Source organism: Aquamicrobium segne, from assembly GCF_042656785.1.
GTDB classification, from domain to species: domain Bacteria; phylum Pseudomonadota; class Alphaproteobacteria; order Rhizobiales; family Rhizobiaceae; genus Mesorhizobium; species Mesorhizobium segne.
This window is the reverse complement of the sequence record NZ_JBHSLL010000010.1, coordinates 1-23,245: the sequence shown is the minus strand read 5'-3', so window position 1 is coordinate 23,245 and position 23,245 is coordinate 1. Positions and strand designations below refer to the sequence as shown.

Below are 23,245 nucleotides of genomic sequence, written 5' to 3'. Positions count from 1 at the left end.
GAGACAGTCTTTATCCGACTATTTATTCAGCCGGGGCCAGCTTTGCCGATGCGCTCATTTCCTGTCGCTCCAGTTCCTCAGCCTTGGGAACCGACAGCCACATTGCCAGCATGAACCCGGCAGCACCGCCAAGCAGCTTGCCCAGCATCAGCGGCAAGATCATGGATGGCTGGAAATTGGCCGCAAAGGCCAGATGGTCGCCAAAGGTGAAGGCCGCACAGACGGCAAAGGCAATTGCCAGGACCTTGTCGCGTGGCTTCATCATGCCGACCAGACGATACATGGCAAGGATATTGGCGCTTGCCGCCAGCAATCCGGCCGTTCCTTCCGGTGAAACCCCGATGCGCGAGCCAATGGCCTCCATCGGACCTGCCAGATATTTGGTCAGCAGGTAAACCATGGGGAAAGCGCCAGCCAGCATGATGCCGATATAGCCGGCAATCTCCAGCGCGCGGAACTGGTCTGCCTCATCGGCAATGATCGGATCAAAGCCCCAGGCGCCGAAGACCGAGCTGAAGAAGCCGGTGAAATATTCGACGATGGAAGCCACCAGAACCAGAGTGATGCCCGCATACATAAGACGGCCAAACCACAAAAAACCCTTGATCATGGCGTCCGGCACAAGCCGCAAGCCCAGCGCAATGGCGACGCAGAAGACGATCAGCGGCAACAGATTGCGCAAGATCTCACCCATTGAAAGCAGGACCTGATGGGTTGCCTCGGCGGTCGTTGAAACGTCGGGCCTGATGTCGAGGCCCGCAACGGCAATAATGGCACAGGCGATGAACACACCGATTGGAACGCTCAAAATGCCCGACATGATGCCAAGCGCCATATATTTGTGATCCGCCTTGGCCAGCATTGCCAGCCCCACCGGAATGGAAAAGATGATGGTGGCGCCTGATGTGAAGCCGACAATGGTGGCAATCATCCACGCATCGCGTGAACCGGCCAGCGCATCGGCAAGCTGATAGCCGCCCATATCAACGGCAATCACCGTTGTTGCGGCAATGGATGGATCGGCGCCAATCGCGGCAAACAGCGGGCCGATGGCGACCCGGATAAACTCTGACAGATAGGGTATGGAGGCCATGATACCGGCCACCGGAATGAAGATCGGGCCGATGGAATGCAGGCCCTCGATGAATTCCTTGCCGAGACCTGTTTCAGAGTCTCGAATTGAAGCAATTGCCCCGGCAACGGCGCAAATCATGATGATATAAATGACATAAGTACCGATAGAAGCCATTGGTTTCCCTCCCAGAGGCGCTGACTGCGCCGGCATATTTATCGTTATTCATTATTCCCGATCAGGCTTTTACGCGCTCCCCTCGCGGATCATAGATCGGCGCCATGTGGATCGTGGCGTCAACAAGTTCATTGGCCACGACAAGTTCATATCGGCCAGACGATAAAAACGCATCGTCCACACCGGCCTGTTCACGCACATACCCGTATCCAACAGGTTTGCCTGCCGTATAGCCATAACCACCGCTGGTCAGATAACCAACCGGCTGACCATTGCGCAGGATCGTCTCACGCCCCAAAAGCACGACATCGGGGTCTGTGGTGGTAAAACCGGCCAGCCTTTTGGTCAGCGGCCCACCTGCAGCGGCCACACAGGCCGCACGCCCGATAAAGCCGGTGTCCTGCTTCAGCTTGACTGCCCAGCCAAGCCCTGCCTCAAAGGGGTTGTCGTTAGGGGTAATATCCGACCCCCAGGCGCGGTAGCCTTTTTCCAGCCGCAGCGATTCAATGGCGCGGTAGCCGGTGGGGCGAATGTCATGCACCTTGCCAGCCAGCATCAGCGCATCAAAGACATCGCCTGTGCCAGCAATCGGCACATGCAGTTCCCAGCCCAGTTCGCCCACATAGGTGACGCGCAGCGCCTGCACCTTGTGGTCGGCAATCTTAACCTCACGGACATGGCCGAACGGGAAGGCGGCATTGGAAACATCACTATCTGTTACCGCTGCCAGAACATGGCGGGCCAGCGGCCCCATCAGTGACAATGTCCCGTAATCTTCAGTCACATCGGCAAAATGCAGATTGGCATTTTCCGGCAGATGGTCGGCAATCCAGGAAAAATCATGGGTGCGCGAGCCAGTGCCGGTGACAATATAAAAACGGTCCTCGGCAAGGCGGGCGACAGTCAGGTCACATTCAATGCCGCCGCGTGTGTTCAAAATCTGCGTGTAGGTCAGCCGCCCCGGCGCCTTGGCAACATGGTTGGCGCAGATCTGCTCAAGGGCTGCTGCCGCATCGCGGCCCGTCAGTTCATATTTGGCAAAGGAGGACTGATCAAACAGGCCGACCTTTTCGCGCACATGGGCATGTTCTTCGCCGACCGGGCCAAACCAGTTCTGCCTGCCCATCGAATAAATGTCGTAAGCTTCCACCCCTTGTGGCGCAAACCAGTTTGGCCGCTCCCAGCCAAGCTTGGAGCCGAATACGCCACGGTGCTGTTTCAGCCGCTCATAAAGCGGTGAGACGATACGGGGGCGTCCGCTTTCATATTCCTCATGCGGGAACGCCACGGTGTAATGCTTGCCATAGGCTTCCAGCGTGCGTTCCTCGACCCATTTGCGGTCACGATGCAGGCCGGAGAAACGGCTGATATCAACCACCCATAAATCAAGCGGCGCTTCGCCGCGCACCACCCATTCGGCTAAAACCCAGCCAGCACCGCCGCCAGAGGCAATGCCAAAGGCGTTGAACCCCGCACCGACAAACATATTGGCGCATTCAGGTGCACGGCCAAGGATGAAATTGCCGTCGGGGGTAAAACTTTCCGGGCCATTGATCATCTGCTTGACGCCGGTATTTTCCAGCACTGGCACGCGGATGACGGCCTGCGTCATATGCTGTTCAAAATGATCATAATCATCATCAAAAAGCTGAAATTCCCATTGGTCGGGCACATCGCCGCCGGGAAGGCCGGTGGCCCAGCTTTGCGGGTTTGGCTCATAGCCGCCCATGACCAGACCGCCCACTTCCTCCTTGAAATAGATGCGCCGGTCGGGATCGCGCACAGTTGGTGTATCGGCGCTCAAGCCGTCGATTTTCTCGGTCACGATATATTGGTGCTTGACCGGCTGAAGCGGCACCGAAACACCGGCCATGGCGCCAATCTGGCGCGCCCACTGGCCGCCGCAATTGACCACGGTTTCGCAAGCGATGCGACCCTGATCGGTTTCCACGGCGGTGATGCGGCCATCATCCATGACAAAGCCGGTCACGCGCACATTTTCAAAGATTTTTGCGCCATGCATACGCGCACCCTTGGCCAGTGACTGGGTAATGTCAGACGGACTGGCCTGCCCGTCGGTTGGCAGCCATGAAGCGCCGATCAGGTCGGATGTGTCCATCAAGGGCCACATGCGCTTGACCTCTTCAGGGCTGACCAGATGCATGTCCATGCCAAAGCTGCGCGCCGTGGTGGCCAGCCGCCTGTATTCGGTCCAGCGATCCTCATTGGTGGCCAGCCGCAAACAGCCGGTCATCTTCCAGCCGGTTTCCAGCCCGGTTTCCTCATGCAAGCGCTTGTACAGATCAACCGAGTATTTCAAGACACGGGTGATCGAGGCTGACGAGCGCAACTGCCCGACAAGACCAGCCGCATGCCAGGTCGAGCCGGAGGTGAGCTTGCCCTGTTCCAGCAGGACCACATCGGCCTTATGGTCGCGGGCCAGATGATAGGCTGTCGAACAGCCGATAATGCCGCCGCCAATGACGATGATCTGGGCATGAGAGGGCAGGGAGCTGGTCATCTTCTGTGTCCATATTGGGTGTGATAGGCATCAAGCGCGACATCGAGACGACGCAGGTTTTCCGCCGTATAGGCAACATAATCGGTTCCGGGCGCATCCAGATAAAGTTCTGAAACCATGCTCCACATAGCTTCACGCAGTAATGAGGCGCATTGCATGGCTGCCAGTGAACGCCGCAGCGCCTCGTCAGGCGCGTGGCCAAAATAGGCGCTCAGCAGTACTTCCGACTCATCTTGTGAAAAACCGGCATTGGAAGACAGACCGGCAAGGTCGAACATGGCGGTTGAAAAACCGGCATATTCAAAATCGATCAGCCACAGGCGCTTGCCATCATCAAGCAGATTGGCGGGCAAAAGATCATTGTGGCCAAAGATGATGGGCAGCGGCACCTGTGCCGCTTCCAGCTCATCCGCCATAGCCAGATAGGCGGGCAGTTGCGGTATCATGCGGCTGCCAGCCCTGGACAGGGTTTGCGCATAATCGCGTACCACATGAAAGGGCCAGAACATGAAACCCGGTCCCGAAACATGATGCGGCATTTTTTCATGAAAGCTGCGCATGAGCGCGGCAATCACTTCAATATTGGCGCGAATATCTGCCTCGGCAAAGGTTTTGGCGCGCAAATGGCGCGAGACCATGACTCCGGAAGCCGCATATTCAACGGCGGGCGCAAAGCCTGCTTCTTCAGCGGCACGCGCTGTCATCAATTCACGGTCGCGCAAGACATGATGAAAAGGATAGTCAACGCCAAAGCGCACCACATGACCACCGCTGGAATCACTGACCAGCCAGCTTTCATTGCTGATGCCGCCTATCAAGGGCTCGATCTCGATCGGTCCTTGCCAGACAGGCAAAGCTGCAATCTGATCAAAGCGTTCCGCTGTGATTTCCGGGAGCTTTCCCATTCTTCCTCCTCTTGCCTTGTCGGCTCTTTTGCCGGGAGGATCGGTTCGGCAAGGCTTTATGTCAACAGGAAAATGTGGGCTTATGACCGTTTGGGATAATTTTAGGCGCATAAGCGGGCAAAATATGGAACAATCGGTCATGAACAGCAGGGACAGGCATGATGCATTATTCCTCCCGCCACAGCCGCATTCTCGCTCTTCTGGCGGAGAAGGGCACAATCGGGGTTGGTGACCTCGCCCAACGCCTTGAGGTTTCGGTTGAAACCGTGCGCCGTGACATCAGAACGCTTTCCGGGCGTGGTGACATTGTGCGCAGGCATGGCGAGATCGGCCTGCCTTCAGGGGTTAATGAAGCACCGTTTGAGCGCCGCATGCGTGAAAACCGACCCGCCAAGGAGATGATTGCCAGGCTTGCCGCCTCAACCATTCGCGATGGTGAATCGGTCATGTTCGATACAGGCGCCACAACCAGCATTCTGGCGCGCGCGCTGCTTAATCACCGGCGGCTGACAGTGGTGACCAACTCTTCCGATATTGCCCGCACTCTGGCGACGGTAAACGGCAACAAGGTCTATATGGCAGGCGGCGAGTTGCGCAGCGACAGCGGGGCAGCCCTTGGCTTTTCCGCCATTGAATTTGTCAATCGCTTCAGCGTCGATCATGCCATCATTTCAGCAGGCGGGATCAGCGCCTCAACCGGTGTGATGGATTACAATCTGGAAGAGGCGCAGTTCGGTCAGGCCGTGCTGGTACGCGGGCGACGCCGCGTTGTGGTGGCCGACGCCTCAAAATTCGGTCAAAAGGGTCTGGTTCAGGTTTGCGGCCTGTCTGAAATTGACGAATTGATCGTCAACCGGGCTCCGCCCGATGATCTGGTAAAAGCGCTGCAGACAGCCGAGGTCGCAATCCAGATTGCGAGCTAAAGCATTTTGCAGTCAGATGGAATCATCTGGCGTCGCATAAATGCGGCTAAAACGAGAGCTTAGAGCATTTCATCCGTTTCCGTGAAAACAAGAAATGCTCTAAAAGCGCGCAAGCACAAATTACGCAACGAGGCGGTGCAAGGCAAAACCGTTTTGCGCCAGTTTTTCCTCAATCATCTGTGAATGCTCGGCATTGCGCGTCTCGATCGTCACTTCAATCGACACACCCTTGGCCGGTACATCCAGAAACCGGCGGCTATGGCTGACTTCCAGAATATTTGCCCCTTCCGCGCCGAGCAGGCTTGCCACCTTGCCCAGCAGGCCGGGCCGGTCATCGCTGGTCAGGCGCAGCGAAACGATGCGCCTCTCACGCTCCAGTTCGCGGATCATGACCCCCGCCAGCATGCGGGTGTCGATATTACCACCGCATAAAACCAGCCCGACCTTGCGCCCGGCATAGCGCGCGGGCTCTTTCAGCATCGCCGCCAGCCCGGCAGCGCCAGCCCCTTCCGCCAATGTATGATGCAGGCTGGCATAGGCATTGACGGCGCGTTCGATCAGCGCTTCGCTGACCGGCACAATATCACGCACAAGGCTGCGGATGACCGGCAAGGTCAGTTCCCCGACCGCCTTGACGGCAATGCCTTCTGCCAGCGTTGGCCCGCCAACCGGCTGAGACGTGTTGTTCAACACATTCAGGAAAGACGGAAACAGTTCAGCTTCAACGCCAATCAATTCAATGTCCGGGTTGATTACCCTGGCGGCAATGGCATTGCCCGCCATCAACCCGCCACCACCGACCGGGATGATCAGCACATCAAGATCAGGCCTGTCGGCCAGCATCTCCAGCGCCACAGTTCCCTGCCCGGCCATGATGGCCGGATCATCATAAGGATGGATCAGAACCAGCCCTTCCGCAGCAGCAATTTCACGTGCCTTATCGCCGGATTCATAAAGGGTTTCGCCATATAAAACGATGCGCGCCCCCTGCCTGCGGGTATTTTCAACCTTCACCAATGGCGTTGTTTCCGGCATGACGATGGTGGCAGGAATATCAAAGCGCCTGGCATGATAGGCAACAGCCTGGGCATGATTGCCAGCCGACATGGCGATAACACCGCGTTTTTTCTCCTCCTGGGTTAGCAAGGACAGCTTGTTAACTGCCCCGCGCTCCTTGAAGGAGGCTGTGGCCTGCATATTCTCATGCTTGACCAGCACCTGCGCGCCTGTCAGTTCGGAAAGCCGGGGAGCCTCAACCAGCGGTGTGCGCAACACATGGCCATCAATACGGCTGGCTGCTTTTTCAATATCATGTGCTGTGATGACGAATGGCTGATTCATACCCGGTTCCTTTCCCGGCCTGATAAGACTTTATCGGCCCGTTCCGCCTTGCCAGAAACAAGTCGGCGGTTTGCTGCCAACTGATCCAAAGCCGTCTGTCTCAATCACGCCAATAATTATTGGCTGCTGCGACCGTCTGGAAATGCGTGGCAATCACCTGAGACGAGGCAATCAACTGGGCGGTATCCTGTTCATAGGCAGCGCGCAGCTTGTCGCGCATTTCTGCCGAGGGCTGGGTCACCTTGACGCCGACGCGGGCCAGCTTGGTGGCCAGATCAAAACCCTCCTGCGGTGTTGCCGTTTTAAGTGAGAAAAGCCAGGTTTCAGCCATGCCGTATTCCTTTCCTGTCTGGCCCGTTTCAAAGGCCTGCCTGCTGATACTCACCAATCTGGCAAATAAAAGATATATATGGAATATATATTATTCGGCACAATGCCGCATGGGTTTTAGGAAGCGGCCTCATGATGAGGCCGCTTAAAAAAAGCGGTCAGCCGCCCGCAGAAAAAGCAGCAATGGCGGCCATATTGACGATGTCGGAATCCTTGGCGTTGAGCGATACAATCTGCACCGGCTTGTTAAGACCGACCAGCAGCGGGCCGATCACGGTGGCGCCGCCCAGTTCCTGAAGCATCTTGGTGGCAATTGAAGCCGAATGATAGGCAGGCATCACCAGCACATTGGCCGGGCCGTTCAGACGCATGAACGGATATTGCTGCATGGCGGTCGGGTTAAGCGCCACATCGGCAGCCATTTCACCATCATATTCAAAATCCACCCGGCGCTTGTCGAGGATGTTGACCGCCTCTTGAATCCGCTCCGAACGTTCTCCTTGCGGATGACCGAAGGTTGAATAGGCAAGCAAGGCCACACGCGGCTCATAACCCATGCGACGGGCAAAACTTGCTGCTTCTTCGGCAATGTCGGCAATCTGCTCGGCATTTGGCATATCGTGAACAGCCGTATCGGCAACAATGACCGTGCGGCCACGCGACAGGACGATGGACGCCCCAATCACACAATGGCCGGGCCTGTCATCGATGACCCGGCGCACATCTTCAAGCGCAATCGAATAGTTGCGGGTCACCCCGGTGACGATACCGTCAGCATCGCCCAGCGCCACCATGCAGGCGGCAAAATGGTTGCGGTCATTGTTGATCAGGCGCTGGCTGTCGCGAAACAAATAGCCCTTGCGCTGCATCCGCTCATAAAGATAGTCGGTATAAACCGCATTGCGACGCGACAGGCGCGCATTGATGATTTCAAGGCCGGGCTTGTTCAGATCAACACCGGCCTGACGGGCATTTTCCTTGATAATATCGTCGCGGCCCAGCAAAAGAGCCGTGCCCAGCCCCTGATTGACGTAAGAAACGGCAGCGCGCATGACCTGCTCTTCCTCACCCTCGGCAAAGACAATGCGTCTGGGCTGGCGGCGCACACGATCAAAAATACGCTGAAGCGTGGAGGCAATCGGATCGCGGCGCGCCGAAAGCTCCTGCTCGTAACGCCCCATATCGATAATCGGACGGCGCGCGACGCCGGTTTCCATTGCAGCCCTGGCCACGGCTGAAGGAATGGCAGAGATCAGACGCGGATCAAACGGCACGGGAATGATGTAGTTGGGGCCGAATTTGGGTCGGTTGCCCTGATAGGCGGCAGCCACATCGTCTGGCACATCCTTGCGCGCCAGATCGGCCAGCGCATGGGCAGCCGCAATTTTCATCTGCTCATTGATGGTGGTGGCCTGCACATCCAGCGCGCCGCGGAAGATGTAAGGAAAGCCCAGCACATTATTGACCTGATTGGGGTAATCCGAACGACCCGTTGCCATGATCGCATCGGTACGGATTTCCGCTACTTCCTGCGGCGTGATTTCCGGGTCGGGATTGGCCATGGCGAAGATGACGGGATTTTTGGCCATGGACTGCACCATGGCACGGGTCAGCGCGCCCTTGGCGGACAGCCCGAAAAACACATCCGCACCTTCCATGGCCTCAGCCAGCGTACGCTTTTCAGTCTGGACCGCGTGGGCTGACTTCCATTGATTCATGCCCTCTTCCCGGCCTTGATAAATGACCCCCTTGGTGTCGCACAAAATGGCATTTTCTGGCGGCATCCCCATGGCCTTGACCAGTTCGATACAGGCAATACCGGCCGAGCCTGCGCCATTGCACACCAGTTTCGTGGTCTTGATATCGCGTCCGGTGATTTCCAGCGCATTGATAAGACCGGCAGCAGCAATGATGGCCGTGCCATGCTGGTCATCATGGAAAACGGGAATATCCATCAACTCGCGCAAACGCTGCTCAATGATAAAACATTCCGGGGCCTTGATGTCCTCCAGATTGATGCCGCCAAAGGAAGGACCAAGAAACTTTACGCAATTGATGAACTCATCCGCATCCTCGGTATCAAGCTCCAGATCGACAGCATCGACATCGGCAAAGCGCTTGAACAATACCGCCTTGCCTTCCATCACCGGCTTGGACGCCAATGCACCCAGATTGCCAAGACCCAAAATGGCGGTTCCATTGGTGATGACGGCCACCATATTGCCACGGGTGGTATAGTCGAAGGCACGGCTGGGATCTTCGGCAATCGCCTTGACCGGAACCGCAACACCTGGCGAATAGGCAAGCGACAGGTCGCGCTGCGTCGCCATCGGCTTGGTTGGCATGATCTCCAGTTTTCCGGGACGCCCGCGCATGTGAAATTCCAGCGCCTCTTCTGGGCTGACGGAAGACGTCGCATTCTCGTTTGTGCTGGGCATGTGCTGGAGATTTCCTCACCGGGGCCGCTCTTGCTCTGGCTGCGGCTTGTTGTTGTGGAGTGTTGGCGATTAAGGCTACACTTAACCACCGTAAAGCGCCAAGCCGTATATATGAAAATTTTGGAAAGAGTTTCGTGAACCGCGAGACACAATCACACACACAAAGCCCTGCCCAGCCAGCTTTTGCGCCTCCCACGCCAATGATGGAGCAATATCTGGAAATCAAGGCGGTCAATCCCGATTCGCTTTTGTTTTACCGTATGGGCGATTTCTATGAATTGTTCTTTGATGACGCCGAGGTGGCGGCACAGGCACTGGGCATTGTTTTAACAAAGCGCGGCAAGCATCAGGGCCATGATATTCCCATGTGCGGCGTGCCGGTCCATGCCGCCGATGATTATCTGCAAAAGCTGATTGCGCTGGGCTTTCGCGTTGCCGTATGCGAACAGACCGAAGATCCGGCCGAAGCAAAAAAACGCGGCTCCAAGGCGGTTGTGCGCCGCGAAGTGATCCGGCTGGTCACACCCGGCACCATTACCGAAGACAAGCTGCTGGCGCCGGCAGACTCAAATTTCCTGATGGCGCTGGGCCGCATGAAGGGAGCCGCAGATCCGTCTTATGCGCTGGCCTGGATCGATATCTCAACCGGCACCTTCAAGGTCACGGAAACCGCACAGGACCGGCTGCTGGCCGATATATTGCGCGTCGATCCACGCGAACTGATCGTGGCCGAGCCGGTCTTTCATGCGCCTGAACTGAAACCCGTATTTGACATGCTCGGGCGCGTAGCCAGCCCGCAACCTTCCAGCCTGTTTGATTCCACCTCTGCGCCTGCACGCATCGCCCGTTTCTTCGAGGTGGCGACACCCGACAGTTTCGGCACATTTGGCCGCGCCGAATTGTCGGCAATTTCCGGCATCATCGCCTATGTGGAAAAGACGCAAAAAGCCGAGCGGCCGCCATTGTCGCGGCCCGAGCGTGAAGAAAACAGCGCAACCTTGTTCATCGACCCGGCAACACGGGCCAATCTGGAACTGCTGCGCACGCTTTCCGGCCAGCGCGAGGGATCGCTGTTTAAAGCCATCGACCGCACCATTACCGGCGGCGGGGCCCGCCTGCTGGCCGAGCGGCTGACAGCGCCGCTGACCGATCCGGCGGCAATTGCTGCGCGGCTGGATTCCATTTCCTTCTTCCACAGCGAACCGCGCCTTGGTGAAGCGTTACGGCTGGCGTTAAAAGGGGTGGCCGACATGCCACGCGCCCTGTCACGCCTTGCTCTCAACCGGGGTGGCCCACGTGATCTTGGCGCGCTTCATTCAGGGCTTGCAGCCGCCACCACCATTGCCGGTCTTTTTACCGATACGGTGGCGCCGACAGAAATCGGCAAGGCGCTGGAGGCCATTGCCGCATTGCCGCAGCAATTGACGCAGCATCTGGAGCAGGCGCTTGGCGATGAAATGCCCCTGCTCAAGCGTGATGGCGGTTTTGTGCGCGCCGGTTATGACGCAGAACTTGATGAAATGCGGGCATTGCGCGATGAATCACGCCGCATCATTGCCGCCATGGAACGTGATCTTTCAGAAGAAACCAATATCCGTTCGCTCAAGATCCGGCACAATAATGTGCTGGGCTATTATATCGAGGTCACGGCCAATCATGCAGCGGTGATGACCGGAACCGACGAGGCCAAAGCCCGCTTCATTCATCGCCAGACCATGGCCAATGCCATGCGCTTTACCACCACACAACTGGCTGAACTAGAAAGTAAAATTGCCAATGCCGCAGCCCGGGCGCTGGCAATCGAGCTTGCTGTCTTCGATACGCTGGTCAAAGAGGTGGTGGCGCAAGCGCAAGCCATTCGCGCTGGCGCCGACGCGCTGGCCATGCTGGATGTCTCGGCCGCACTGGCTCTGCTTGCCGCCCGCGAGGACTGGCGACGGCCACAAGTCGATGCCAGCCTTGCTTTTGAGATCGAGGGCGGACGCCACCCCGTTGTTGAACAGGCGCTGCGCCAGGCAGGCGAAGGCCCCTTTGTGGCCAATGATTGTGACCTGTCGCCGGAAGGCAGTGCCCGCCATGGCGCCATCTGGCTGCTGACCGGTCCCAATATGGGCGGTAAATCAACATTCCTGCGCCAGAATGCACTGATCGCCATTTTAGCCCAGACCGGCTCTTTCGTGCCGGCGACAAAAGCTCATATCGGCATTGTTGACCGGCTGTTTTCACGTGTTGGCGCTTCTGATGATCTGGCGCGCGGGCGCTCCACCTTCATGGTTGAAATGGTGGAAACAGCAGCCATCCTCAATCAGGCAGGTGACCGCTCACTGGTCATTCTGGACGAGATCGGGCGCGGCACCGCCACTTTTGACGGGCTGTCCATTGCCTGGGCAGCCGTTGAATATCTGCATGAGAAAAATTGCTGCCGCGCAATCTTTGCCACCCATTTTCATGAAATGACGGCCCTGTCTGAAAAACTTGCCCGCCTGCACAATGTCACCATGCGGGTCAAGGAGTGGGAAGGCGATGTGGTGTTTTTGCACGAGATCGGCAAAGGGGCCGCCGACCGTTCCTATGGCGTACAGGTAGCGCGACTGGCCGGTCTGCCCCAAGCCGTGGTGGCGCGGGCAAAAGAAGTGTTGCATCAGCTTGAATCAGGCGAGGTTTCAGGCAAGACGGAACGGTTGATCGACGATCTGCCGCTGTTTTCAGCCGCGCTGCGTCATGAAACCGCGCCGCACCTTGCGCCACACCCCGCACCACATATTGATGCGCTTGGCGCAATGCTTGACGGCCTGCATCCGGATGAAATGACCCCGCGCGAGGCACTGGAGGCCCTGTATCTGCTCAAGGGGCTTGCCAATCAGACCGGGGAATAAAAACCCCCGCCAAGGCCCGCATGATTTTGCAGCATTCAGCAAATTGTAAAGCAGCTCATCTTTCTATATACCAGCGCAACTGGCGACAGCGTCAGGCAAGGAATGATACTGTAGCATAAAATACCCTAAAATTTCTGTACGCCGCCCCAATTCAAAACCGGCGACCAAGAGGAACCATCTTGATCAAGCGTTTCATCATCGCACTCATCCTCCTCGTAATTGTCTGCGGCGGAATTGTCGGTTTCAACATGTTCCGCGACAAGGCTATTGCAGATTTCTTCGCCAATATGCCGGTCAAACCGCTGACTGTTTCGACAATCAAGGTCGAGCCGGTCACATGGTCGCCCGGCATTGAAGCCATCGGAACGGTCGCCGCGGCAAGCGGTGTTGACCTGACCGTCGAAACCACCGGTATCGTCAAGGAAATTCTGTTCAAGGCCAATGAAAAAATTGCGCAGGGGCAGGAACTGGTGCGGCTGGACGACGCCGTGCAAGAAGCTGATCTGGAAGTAGCAAAAACTCAAGCCACCCTCGACAAGCAGGCGCTTGAGCGTGCTGTCGCCCTGCAAAAGCGTGGCGTTGGAACGGAAGCCACACTGGATGCCGCGCGCGCCAGTTTCCAAACCTCAACCTCTCAGGTCGCCAAATTGCAGGCAGTTCTCGACCAGAAACTGCTCAAGGCCCCGTTTGCAGGAACCATCGGCATTCCGCGCATCGAAGAAGGCCAGTATGTTGCTCCCGGCACCCCTGTCGCCACATTGCAGGATCTGGATACGCTGCGCGTTGACTTTACGGTTCCCGAACAACGCTTTGGCCAGTTGAAAATCGGCCAGGAGGTTTTGCTGGGGCTGACCGGCGATGACATGCCCTACAAGGGCGCCATCACCGGAATCGACCCCAAGATCGACCCGGTAAGCCGGCTGGTGTCCGTGCGCGCTGAAATCACCAATCCCGACGGTCATCTGAGCCCCGGCCAGTTCATACAGGTACGTATCGTGCTGCCAAGCGAGGAAAATATCATCGCCATTCCGCAGACGGCGCTCGTCAGCAGCCTGTATGGCGACTATGTCTATGTGGTTGGTCCCGCCGAGAATAAGGCAACCGGAACCGAGGCGGACAACGAACCTTCACTGGTTGTTTCACAGACCTTTGTCGATATTGGCCGCCACTCGGATGGCCGGGTCGAAATCACCCGCGGCGTCAAAGCTGGCGACGAGGTGGTGACCGCTGGCCAGAACCGCCTCGACAATGGCTCACCCATTGTCATCGACAACACGATCGACCCATCGAAAGCCGGACAGGCGCGGAGTGATGGCGAATGAATTTTTCTGCACTCTTCATCCGACGCCCGGTTCTTTCCACCGTTGTTGCGCTGCTGATCCTGCTGCTCGGCTTTCAGGGCCTGTTCAACCTGTCGGTTCGTGAATATCCCAAGGTCGATGAAACCGTCATCACCATCACAACGATCTATCCCGGCGCCAACCCCGAACTGATTCAGGGCTTCATCACCGCGCCGATTGCCGAGGCTGTGGCGACAACCGAAAACATCGACTATGTCAGCTCGCAAAGCATGCCCTCCTCCTCGATTGTGACCGTGCAGATGAAGCTCGGCTCCAATCCCGATACGGCGCTGACCGAGGTCATGTCCAAGGTGCAGGAAGTGCGCAGCCTGTTGCCGAGCGGAGCCAAGGACCCGACCATCGTCAAGGGCACCGGCCAGCAATTCGCCATCATGTATCTGGCCATACAAGACCAGCATATGACCGCCGAACAGCTTACCGAATATATTGAGCGCGTCTTGCGGCCCCGCATGTCAACCATTGAAGGCGTTGCGCAGGTGCAGGTTCTGGGGGCTGCAAATTATTCGATGCGTGTATGGATCGATCCGGTCCGCCTTGCCGCCCGCGGTCTTGTCGCCAGCGATGTTTTAAACGCGATCAGCAGCTCGAACTTTTTGGCTGCGCCAGGCAAGACCGAGAATGAATATGTGGCGCAGTCGATCACACTGCGCTCCACCTTGCAGACACCCGAAGCCTTCGGCGCCTTGCCGCTGAAGGCTGACGACAAGACCGGCGTCATCCGGCTGCGCGACGTGGCGGATATCGAACTGGCCGCCGAAAGCACCGACACCCGCGTTGTGTTCAACGGCCAGCCCGGCACTTTCATCGGCATCTTCCCGACACCGGCAGCCAATCCGCTCGACACATCTGCTGCCGTTCTGGCAGAATTGCCAGCCATTGCCGCCAGCCTGCCGCAGGATATGACCATCACCATGGTCTATGACGCAACCGAACAGATCAGCGCCTCGATCAAGGAAGTTTTCAAGACGATTGGCGAAGCCGTCATTATCGTCATCCTCGTCATTTTGCTGTTCCTCGGCTCCCTGCGCTCGGTCATCATGCCGGTCATCACCATTCCGCTGTCGCTGATCGGTGTCGGCTTCTTTCTCTTTTTGCTGGGCTATTCGATCAATCTGCTATCGCTGCTGGCCATGGTTCTGGCCATCGGTCTGGTGGTCGATGACGCCATTGTGGTGGTGGAAAACATCCATCGCCATATGGAGGAGGGGCTTAGTCCCATGGACGCCGCCTTTGTCGGGATGCGCGAGATTACCGGCCCGGTCGTGTCGATGACGATCACACTGGCTGCTGTGTTTGCGCCGCTGGCCTTCACCGGCGGGTTGACCGGCTCCCTGTTTCGGGAGTTTGCGCTCACGCTGGCCGGTGCTGTGGTGATTTCAGGTCTGGTAGCGCTGACGGTGACCCCGATGATGTCGGCGCGCCTGCTTAAATCCGGCAGTCACAGCCGTTTTGCGGCCTTCATCGACCGCAGCTTTGACCGGATTGCCAACCGTTATGAGCGACTGGTTTCCGGCTCGCTGAATTACCGGCCGGTCACGCTGATGATCGTTGCCGCACTGATCTCGGTCACCGGCTTCATGTTCGTGAAGACCTCTTCCGAACTGGCGCCTGAAGAAGATGTCGGCGCGTTGTTTTCGCTGGTCACCGGACCGCGTTATGCAACCTCTGACTACACCTCGCTTTATCTCGACCAGATCTATCAACTGACCGAGGATCTGCCCGAACTGCGCGCTGCATTTTCGGTGGTCGGTATTGGCGGCGGCAACAATAGCGGCTTTGCCATCTGGGCCTTCAAGGACTGGGCCGAACGGGCCCGGTCGCAAAAGGAAATTCAGGCCGATATTCAAGAGCGGCTTGAAAAGGTAGCAGGTGTTCAGGCTCTGGTGTTTGCACCGCCTTCATTACCGGGCGCAGGCGGTGGCCTGCCGATCTCCATCGTCATCCAGTCAACCGGTGAGGCCTCTCAGGTCTTTGAAGTGGCCGAACAGATCAGACAGGAAGCACAGGCAAGCGGCCAGTTCATCATCGTTCAGAATTCCCTGTCCTTTGACGCCCCGCAAATCACCGTCACCATTGACCGGGACCGTGCTGCGGCGATGAATATCCCCATCAGCACTATCGGCCAGACACTTGGCCTGCTGGTTGGCGGCGCTGAAGTGGGTCAGTTCGATCGCGATTCCAATTCCTACGACATCATTCCACAAGTGCCGAAAGAATATCGCAACAATCCCGAACGGCTCGGCGAGTTCTTCGTGCGCGCCGCCACGGGCGAAATGGTGCCGCTCTCCAGCGTGGTGACAATTTCTACCAATTCGTCACCGGCATCGATCGACCAGTTCAACCAGTTGAATTCGGCCACTATCTCGGCATTGCCGGTGCCAGGCGTGACCACCGGTACAGGTGTCCAGACGATTGAGGAAATTGCCCAGGCAGCCCTGCCTGGCGGTTTCTTTATCGACTATTCGGGCCAGTCGCGCCTGGAAAAGGAGCAGGGCAACACCATCATGATTGCCTTTGTACTGGCTGTGGTGGTGATTTATCTGGTGCTGGCAGCCCAGTTTGAAAGTTTTCGTGATCCGCTCATCATCATGATGTCGGTGCCGCTGTCGATCTTCGGGGCCATCATACCGCTCAATCTGGGTCTGGGGACACTCAACATCTATACGCAGGTGGGGTTGATCACGCTGATCGGGCTGATCACCAAGCACGGTATTTTGCTGGTCGAATTTGCCAACCAGATCCGGGCTGAACAGGGGCTGTCACGACGCGAAGGCATTATCGCGTCAGCCAAGGTGCGTCTGCGCCCGATCCTGATGACCACGGCCGCCATGGCGTTGGGCGTGGTGCCGCTGATCACCGCACAAGGTGCTGGTGCTGCCGCCCGCTATTCCATGGGTCTGGTGATCTTCTCCGGCGTTCTCATCGGAACCATGTTCACGCTGTTTGTGGTGCCGATGTTTTATACGTTCCTTGCCAGCAAGGATCACAATGCCGCCTATGCTCACAAGGACTCGCCCGAGCCTGAAACAGCAGCTTCTGTATGAACCCAAACACAGATGGCCCGGCTTTTCCGGGCCATCTGTGTTTTGGCAACTGAACAGAATTAAAATGGCCCATCTTGCCATATTCATCTAAATCAGCCAGCACTGCGCTGTAGTCCGAACCTGCTTGAGGAAATTACCATGCCTGCCTATCGCTCCCGTACAACCACCCATGGCCGCAATATGGCCGGAGCCCGCGGATTGTGGCGTGCAACTGGCATGAAGGACGGCGATTTCGGCAAACCGATCATTGCCGTTGTCAACTCATTTACCCAATTCGTTCCCGGCCATGTCCATTTAAAGGATATGGGCCAGTTGGTGGCGCGCGAAATCGAAAAGGCAGGCGGTGTCGCCAAGGAGTTCAACACCATTGCCGTGGATGACGGCATCGCCATGGGCCATGATGGCATGCTCTATTCGCTGCCGTCCCGCGAAATCATTGCCGATAGTGTGGAATATATGGTCAATGCCCATTGTGCCGACGCCATGGTCTGCATTTCCAACTGTGACAAGATCACGCCCGGCATGGTCAATGCTGCCATGCGCCTCAACATTCCCGCTGTCTTCGTCTCCGGCGGTCCGATGGAGGCTGGCAAGGTTGTCCTGAATGGCAAAACCCAGGCGCTCGATCTGGTTGACGCCATGGTTGCCGCAGCTGACGATACCATGTCGGATGAGGATGTGGCCGCCATTGAGCGCTCCGCCTGCCCGACCTGCGGTTCATGTTCGGGCATGTTTACCGCCAATTCGATGAACTGCCTGACCGAAGCGCTTGGCCTGTCACTGCCCGGCAATGGCTCGACACTTGCCACCCATAGTGACCGCAAGCGCCTGTTTGAAGAAGCCGGTCATCTGATCGTCAACATCACCAAACGCTATTATGAGCAGGATGATGAAAGCGTGTTGCCGCGCAATGTGGCCAACCGCAAGGCATTTGAAAACGCCATGTCACTCGACATTGCCATGGGTGGCTCCACCAACACGGTGCTGCATATTCTGGCTGCTGCCCATGAAGGCGAAATCGATTTTACGCTGGCCGACATTGATGCGCTGTCACGCAAGGTGCCATGCCTGTCCAAGGTCGCCCCTGCCAAGGCGGATGTGCATATGGAAGATGTGCACCGGGCCGGTGGCATCATGCGTATTTTGGGAGAACTGGAGCGCGCGGGCCTCATCCATCGCGACAGCCCGACCGTTCATGCGCCAACATTGGGCGATGCCATCGACGCTTGGGACATCACCCGAAACCCCAGCGAAAGCGTGTGCGAATTCTTCCGCGCAGCCCCCGGCGGGGTGCCCACACAAACCGCCTTTAGCCAAAGCGCCCGCTGGAAAGAACTGGATACGGACCGCGAAAACGGTGTCATCCGCTCTGTTGAACATCCCTTCTCAAAGGATGGTGGCCTGGCCGTGCTGAAAGGCAATATCGCGCTCGATGGCTGTGTGGTGAAAACGGCAGGCGTTGATGAGAATATCCTGAAATTCTCCGGCCCTGCGGTCGTGTTTGAAAGCCAGGACGCGGCGGTGAAGGGTATTTTAGGCAATGAGGTAAAGGCTGGCGATGTCGTCGTCATCCGCTATGAGGGGCCCAAGGGCGGGCCAGGCATGCAGGAAATGCTCTACCCGACCAGCTATCTGAAATCGAAGGGGCTTGGTGCGTCCTGTGCACTGCTTACCGACGGGCGTTTTTCAGGCGGCACCTCGGGCCTGTCCATCGGCCATGCCTCGCCAGAAGCCGCACAAGGCGGGGCCATCGGTCTGGTGCGCAATGGTGACATGATCGACATCGATATTCCTGGCCGCACCATCGCCCTTCGCATTTCCGATGCAGAACTGGAAATACGCCGCGCCGCACAGGACAAGGCTGGCTGGAAACCGGAAGTGCTTCGCAAGCGCAATGTCACCACAGCGCTCAAAGCCTATGCAGCCTTTGCCACCAGCGCCGACAAGGGCGCAGTGCGGCAATTGCCTGACGAAAACCTTTGAGCCTGATAGCTTGATAAGGTTCCAGAAAGACACGCCATGTCACGCCTGTCCGGGTATGTAAATCGCAACATGATTGTCGGCGGCATTATTTTGATGCTCGCCGGCAATTTCATGTTTGCCCTCAATGACGCCATGGGCAAATGGCTGGTTGCAAGCTTTTCAGTCGGACAGGTGGTGTTTGTGCGCTCGGTTGGCGCTTTCATCATTCTCGGGCCCCTGATCGTGCGGCAGGGAACGCACAAATTGTTTCATCTGGGTCGTATCGGGCTGCAAGTGATGCGGGTCATTGCCACCGCACTCGATACGCTGCTGTTTTATGCAGCGGTTGTTTACCTGCCGCTGGCCGATGTGATGAGTTTTTACATGGCTGGCCCGATCTATGTGGCGCTGCTTTCGCATATATTCCTCAAGGAGAAGGTCGGCTGGCGGCGCTGGCTAGCCATTATTCTCGGCTTTTGCGGTGTGCTGGTGATGCTCAACCCGTCATCGGCAGCCCTGACGATTGAATCGCTCTACGCCTTGGTCGGATCGATAACCTTTGCCATTGCCATTGTGCTCAGCCGCGTTTTGCGCGGCACCAGCGACACGGCCCTTGTCACCTGGCAGACAATCGGCGTCGGCGTTGGTGGCGGCCTTCTGGCCGTTGGTTCCTGGCAACATGTGCCAGCCATCGACTATGGTGCCATGCTTTTACTGGGCGTAGTTTCCAGTGTCGCGCATCTGATGATCACGCGCGCCTTGAAAATGGCGCCTGCCTCAACCCTTGCCCCCCTTCATTACACATTGCTTTTATGGGCCGTGGTCTTCGGCATCCTCTTCTTCAATGATGTGCCCGGCCCACGCATATTGATCGGCGGCGGCATTGTGGTGCTGGCTGGCCTGTTCATCTTCCATCGTCAGAATGTTCAGGCAACAGTGCCACCTGAAAACGTGCCCAAAGGGGTGAACTGAATGTTTGTGAACCTCCATATGCCGGAATATTCTTCATAATGCGACGCAATGCACCAGATCTGCGCCAAAGCTACCGACTTCGCCTCAACACGCTGATACGCCTGCGCTGGCTTGCCATTGTCGGCCAGAGCATGGCGGTGCTGGTTGTCGCCTATTGGCTCGGTTTTCCGCTTCCTGTCGGCTTGTGCCTTGCCCTGATCATTGCCTCTGCCTGGGTAAACCTGCTTTTGTCATTCCGCTATCCGGCCGCCCAGCGGCTGGAGCCGCTGGGCGCCATGGCGCTGTTGACCTTCGACACGCTTCAGCTTGCAGGTCTGCTGTATTTGACAGGCGGGCTGACCAATCCCTTTTCCCTGCTGCTGATTGTACCGGTCGTGGTTTCGGCAACCTCGTTGCCAATCAGATTGACAATCATGCAAGCTGCCCTTGTGGCAGCTTGCGCTTCATTGCTGGCGTTTTTTCACCAGCCTTTGCCATGGTTTGAAGGCACTGAACTGGTCATGCCTTTCATTTATGTTTCCGGCATGTGGATAGCGGTTCTTTCGGCCACTGGTTTTACCGCTTTTTATGCTTTCCGGGTGGCGCAAGAGGCCCGCCTGCTTTCCGACGCATTGGCCGCCACCGAACTTGTACTGCAACGCGAGCAGCATCTTTCTGCCCTGGACGGGCTGGCGGCGGCGGCAGCCCATGAGCTGGGCACACCGCTTGCAACCATTTCACTGGTGGCAAGGGAAATGGAAAAAGCCCTTGGCGCCGATTCCAGATATAGCGACGATGTCAGCCTGTTGCGCAGCCAGAGCGAGCGCTGTCGCGAAATCCTCAAACGTCTGACCAGCCTGTCCTCCGAAGGCGAGCCGCAAATGGCCCGCCTGCCGCTGACCTCACTGGTGGAGGAGGTGAGCGCTCCCTATCGTGATTTCGGCATCATCATTCGCCTTCAGCCGGATCAGTGCATCGGGCCTGAACCGATCGGACGGCGCAATCCGGGTGTGCTTTATGGTCTTGGCAATCTTGTCGAAAATGCTGTCGACTTTGCCCATACCAGTGTCAGCGTGCGCTGGAGCTGGGACAATGATTACGTATCGCTTTCAGTGATGGATGATGGGTCAGGCTTTCCCGCCGAAGTTCTGGACCGGATCGGTGAACCCTATATGTCCACCCGCCAGGGAGCCGAACCTGGCGGCGGGCTGGGACTGGGGCTGTTCATTGCCAAAACCTTGCTTGAACGCTCCGGCGCCACCATCACTTTCAGTAATGCCAGCACGCCCGGTCAGGGGGCCATCGTCAAGACTCGCTGGCTGCGCAGCGATTTTGTCTATGCCGAAGAAGGATCAACCCTGCCGCGTGACTAAAGCATTTTATGAGTACAGGTGGCACCATCTGACGCAAGCACTATGCGGCTAAAACAAAAGGTCAGGGCATTTTGCCGTCAGCCGTTTGCGTCTGACACAGCAGAAAAATTGGACAGCGACGCCCAACACATATATTTCCGTTTAAACATGTTTATCGCAACAACAAAACAAGGGCGAAGATCATGACAGCCGAAGACAGCAATGGCAGCATGGTGACCGGCGACGACACCACATTGCTGATCGTGGATGACGACAAGCCTTTCCTCACCCGTCTGGCGCGGGCCATGGAAACACGCGGCTTTGCCGTCGACACCGCCGAAAGTGTGGAAGAAGCAGTTGCCAAAGCACGCACCAACCCTCCTGCCTATGCGGTGGTGGATATGCGACTGGGCGATGGTAACGGCCTTGATGTGGTGGCCGCCATTCGCGAAAAGCGCGAAGATGCACGCACCGTTATCCTGACCGGCTATGGCAACATTGCCACTGCGGTAACGGCCGTAAAACTTGGTGCTGTCGATTATCTGTCCAAACCGGCTGATGCAGATGATGTATTTGCCGCCCTGACGCGCCTTGCCGGTGAACGCGCTGCCCCACCTGAAAACCCGATGTCGGCAGACCGTGTACGCTGGGAGCATATCCAGCGCGTCTATGAAATGTGCGACCGCAATGTGTCTGAAACGGCGCGCCGCCTCAATATGCACCGCCGCACCTTGCAACGCATTCTCGCCAAACGTGCCCCACGCTAAAGCATTTTATGCGCCAGACGGTACTATCTGGCGCATGATTCCAAAAAATTGTAGATTTTTCAGGATCAGGCTTCGAGGGAGTGTTTTTGCATGAATGCGCAAGTTTTTTCCGGCTGCATGCCGGCGCTGATGACCCCTTGTACCCAAGACCGCAAACCTGATTTCGAGGCGCTCGTGCGCAAGGGCAAGGAACTGATGGCCACCGGCATGTCAGCCGTCATCTATTGCGGCTCGATGGGCGACTGGCCTCTGCTTTCCGATGAACAGCGGATGGAAGGGGTAGAACGGCTGGTCAAGGCAGGCGTGCCCGTCATTGTCGGCACCGGCGCCATCAATTCTGCCATTGCTGCCGCCCATGCCGCCCATGCGCAAAAGGTGGGCGCCAGCGGCCTGATGGTGATCCCCCGGGTTTTATCGCGGGGTTCGTCCATTGCCGCCCAGCGCAATCATTTCAAGGCGATCCTGTCAGCCGCCCCCGATCTTCCAGCCGTTATCTACAACAGCCCCCATTATGGCTTTTCCACCCGTGCGGACCTGTTTTTTGCCTTGCGCAGCGAGCATCCAAATCTCGTCGGCTTCAAGGAATTTGGCGGGCCAGAGCCGATGACCTATGCGGCTGAACATATCACCAGCGGCAATGATGACATACGGCTGATGGTTGGCGTGGATACCTGCGTCTTCCATGGTTTTGTCAATTGCGGAGCCAGCGGGGCCATTACCGGCATTGGCTGCGTGTTGCCGCGCGAAGTGCTGCATCTGCTGGCGCTGTGCCGGGCGGCAGCCAAGGGCGACGCTGAGGCGCGCCAGCGGGCGCTGGAACTGGAGCAGGCGCTCCATGTGCTGGCAACCTATGATGAAGGCACTGATCTGGTGCTGTATTTCAAGCATATGTTGGTGCTGAAAGGAAACCCCGAATATAAGCTGCACTTCAATGAGACTGATGCTTTGAGCGACAGTCAGCGCGGCTTTGTCGAAACCCAGCTTGAACTGTTCGACACATGGTATGCCCAGTGGTCGAAACAAGGCGGCGCTGTGCAGAAATACACAGCCTGATCATAGAGCATCGGACCAAAAAGTGGAATCGGTTTTTGGATGATTCCGATGCTCATTCAAAGAGTTAGAGCGTCCTTTGTGCGTCCGACAGGACGCACGGCGCTCTAGGCTCAGGACCTATTGATTAGATTATTGTGATGTGATTCAGGCTCCCCCAAGGAGACTGATTATG

15 protein-coding genes are annotated in these 23,245 nt (G+C 57.2%); 9 read left to right on the top strand and 6 right to left on the bottom strand.

Going from position 1 to position 23,245, the window contains the following annotated elements:
- Positions 1 to 22 precede the first annotated feature (22 nt).
- From eutH to ACFPLB_RS02085, 3 genes are all read right to left on the bottom strand, one after another.
- The gene (eutH, locus tag ACFPLB_RS02095; RefSeq protein WP_378227601.1) at positions 23 to 1,249 is read right to left on the bottom strand and encodes an ethanolamine utilization protein EutH; all 1,227 of its coding nucleotides are present in this window, start codon (positions 1,247 to 1,249) and stop codon (positions 23 to 25) included.
- 61 nt (positions 1,250 to 1,310) lie between these two features.
- Complete coding sequence (locus ACFPLB_RS02090; protein ID WP_378227600.1) at positions 1,311 to 3,770, bottom strand: GcvT family protein; 2,460 nt, start codon at positions 3,768 to 3,770, stop codon at positions 1,311 to 1,313.
- Positions 3,767 to 4,675, bottom strand: a complete 909-nt coding sequence (locus ACFPLB_RS02085; RefSeq protein ID WP_378227599.1) for a phosphotransferase — start codon at positions 4,673 to 4,675, stop codon at positions 3,767 to 3,769. The genes ACFPLB_RS02090 and ACFPLB_RS02085 overlap by 4 nt, the downstream gene beginning before the upstream one ends.
- Before the next feature lie 161 nt (positions 4,676 to 4,836).
- Between ACFPLB_RS02085 and ACFPLB_RS02080 the strand changes: the two genes are divergently transcribed.
- Positions 4,837 to 5,598: a DeoR/GlpR family DNA-binding transcription regulator gene (locus ACFPLB_RS02080; protein WP_378227712.1), complete on the top strand. Its 762-nt coding sequence runs from the start codon at positions 4,837 to 4,839 to the stop codon at positions 5,596 to 5,598.
- Between the two features lie 120 nt (positions 5,599 to 5,718).
- Here ACFPLB_RS02080 and ACFPLB_RS02075 read toward each other — a convergent pair whose 3' ends face one another.
- From ACFPLB_RS02075 to ACFPLB_RS02065, 3 genes are all read right to left on the bottom strand, one after another.
- The gene (locus tag ACFPLB_RS02075) at positions 5,719 to 6,939 is read right to left on the bottom strand and encodes a threonine ammonia-lyase (protein WP_378227598.1); all 1,221 of its coding nucleotides are present in this window, start codon (positions 6,937 to 6,939) and stop codon (positions 5,719 to 5,721) included.
- A gap of 100 nt (positions 6,940 to 7,039) precedes the next feature.
- Positions 7,040 to 7,270, bottom strand: coding sequence for a hexameric tyrosine-coordinated heme protein (locus tag ACFPLB_RS02070; RefSeq protein WP_378227597.1), 231 nt, complete (start codon positions 7,268 to 7,270; stop codon positions 7,040 to 7,042).
- A gap of 157 nt (positions 7,271 to 7,427) precedes the next feature.
- Positions 7,428 to 9,707, bottom strand: coding sequence for an NADP-dependent malic enzyme (locus ACFPLB_RS02065; protein ID WP_378227596.1), 2,280 nt, complete (start codon positions 9,705 to 9,707; stop codon positions 7,428 to 7,430).
- 134 nt (positions 9,708 to 9,841) lie between these two features.
- Between ACFPLB_RS02065 and mutS the strand changes: the two genes are divergently transcribed.
- The 8 genes from mutS (at position 9,842) to ACFPLB_RS02025 (ending at position 23,073) form a co-directional block, all read left to right on the top strand.
- The gene (gene mutS / locus ACFPLB_RS02060) at positions 9,842 to 12,583 is read left to right on the top strand and encodes a DNA mismatch repair protein MutS (RefSeq protein ID WP_378227595.1); all 2,742 of its coding nucleotides are present in this window, start codon (positions 9,842 to 9,844) and stop codon (positions 12,581 to 12,583) included.
- A 179-nt stretch (positions 12,584 to 12,762) separates the two neighbouring features.
- Complete coding sequence (locus ACFPLB_RS02055) at positions 12,763 to 13,905, top strand: efflux RND transporter periplasmic adaptor subunit (RefSeq protein ID WP_378227594.1); 1,143 nt, start codon at positions 12,763 to 12,765, stop codon at positions 13,903 to 13,905.
- Positions 13,902 to 16,988, top strand: a complete 3,087-nt coding sequence (locus tag ACFPLB_RS02050; RefSeq protein WP_378227593.1) for an efflux RND transporter permease subunit — start codon at positions 13,902 to 13,904, stop codon at positions 16,986 to 16,988. The genes ACFPLB_RS02055 and ACFPLB_RS02050 overlap by 4 nt, the downstream gene beginning before the upstream one ends.
- A gap of 138 nt (positions 16,989 to 17,126) precedes the next feature.
- Complete coding sequence (gene ilvD, locus ACFPLB_RS02045; protein ID WP_378227592.1) at positions 17,127 to 18,971, top strand: dihydroxy-acid dehydratase; 1,845 nt, start codon at positions 17,127 to 17,129, stop codon at positions 18,969 to 18,971.
- 36 nt (positions 18,972 to 19,007) lie between these two features.
- Positions 19,008 to 19,922 (top strand): DMT family transporter, encoded by a 915-nt coding sequence (locus tag ACFPLB_RS02040; protein WP_378227591.1) that lies wholly within the window; start codon positions 19,008 to 19,010, stop codon positions 19,920 to 19,922.
- Between the two features lie 38 nt (positions 19,923 to 19,960).
- Complete coding sequence (locus ACFPLB_RS02035; protein ID WP_378227590.1) at positions 19,961 to 21,274, top strand: ActS/PrrB/RegB family redox-sensitive histidine kinase; 1,314 nt, start codon at positions 19,961 to 19,963, stop codon at positions 21,272 to 21,274.
- 182 nt (positions 21,275 to 21,456) lie between these two features.
- Complete coding sequence (locus ACFPLB_RS02030) at positions 21,457 to 22,020, top strand: ActR/PrrA/RegA family redox response regulator transcription factor (protein WP_378227589.1); 564 nt, start codon at positions 21,457 to 21,459, stop codon at positions 22,018 to 22,020.
- A 90-nt stretch (positions 22,021 to 22,110) separates the two neighbouring features.
- A complete protein-coding gene (locus tag ACFPLB_RS02025) occupies positions 22,111 to 23,073 on the top strand; it encodes a dihydrodipicolinate synthase family protein (RefSeq protein WP_378227588.1) in 963 nt (320 codons plus the stop codon).
- Positions 23,074 to 23,245: the final 172 nt, after the last annotated feature.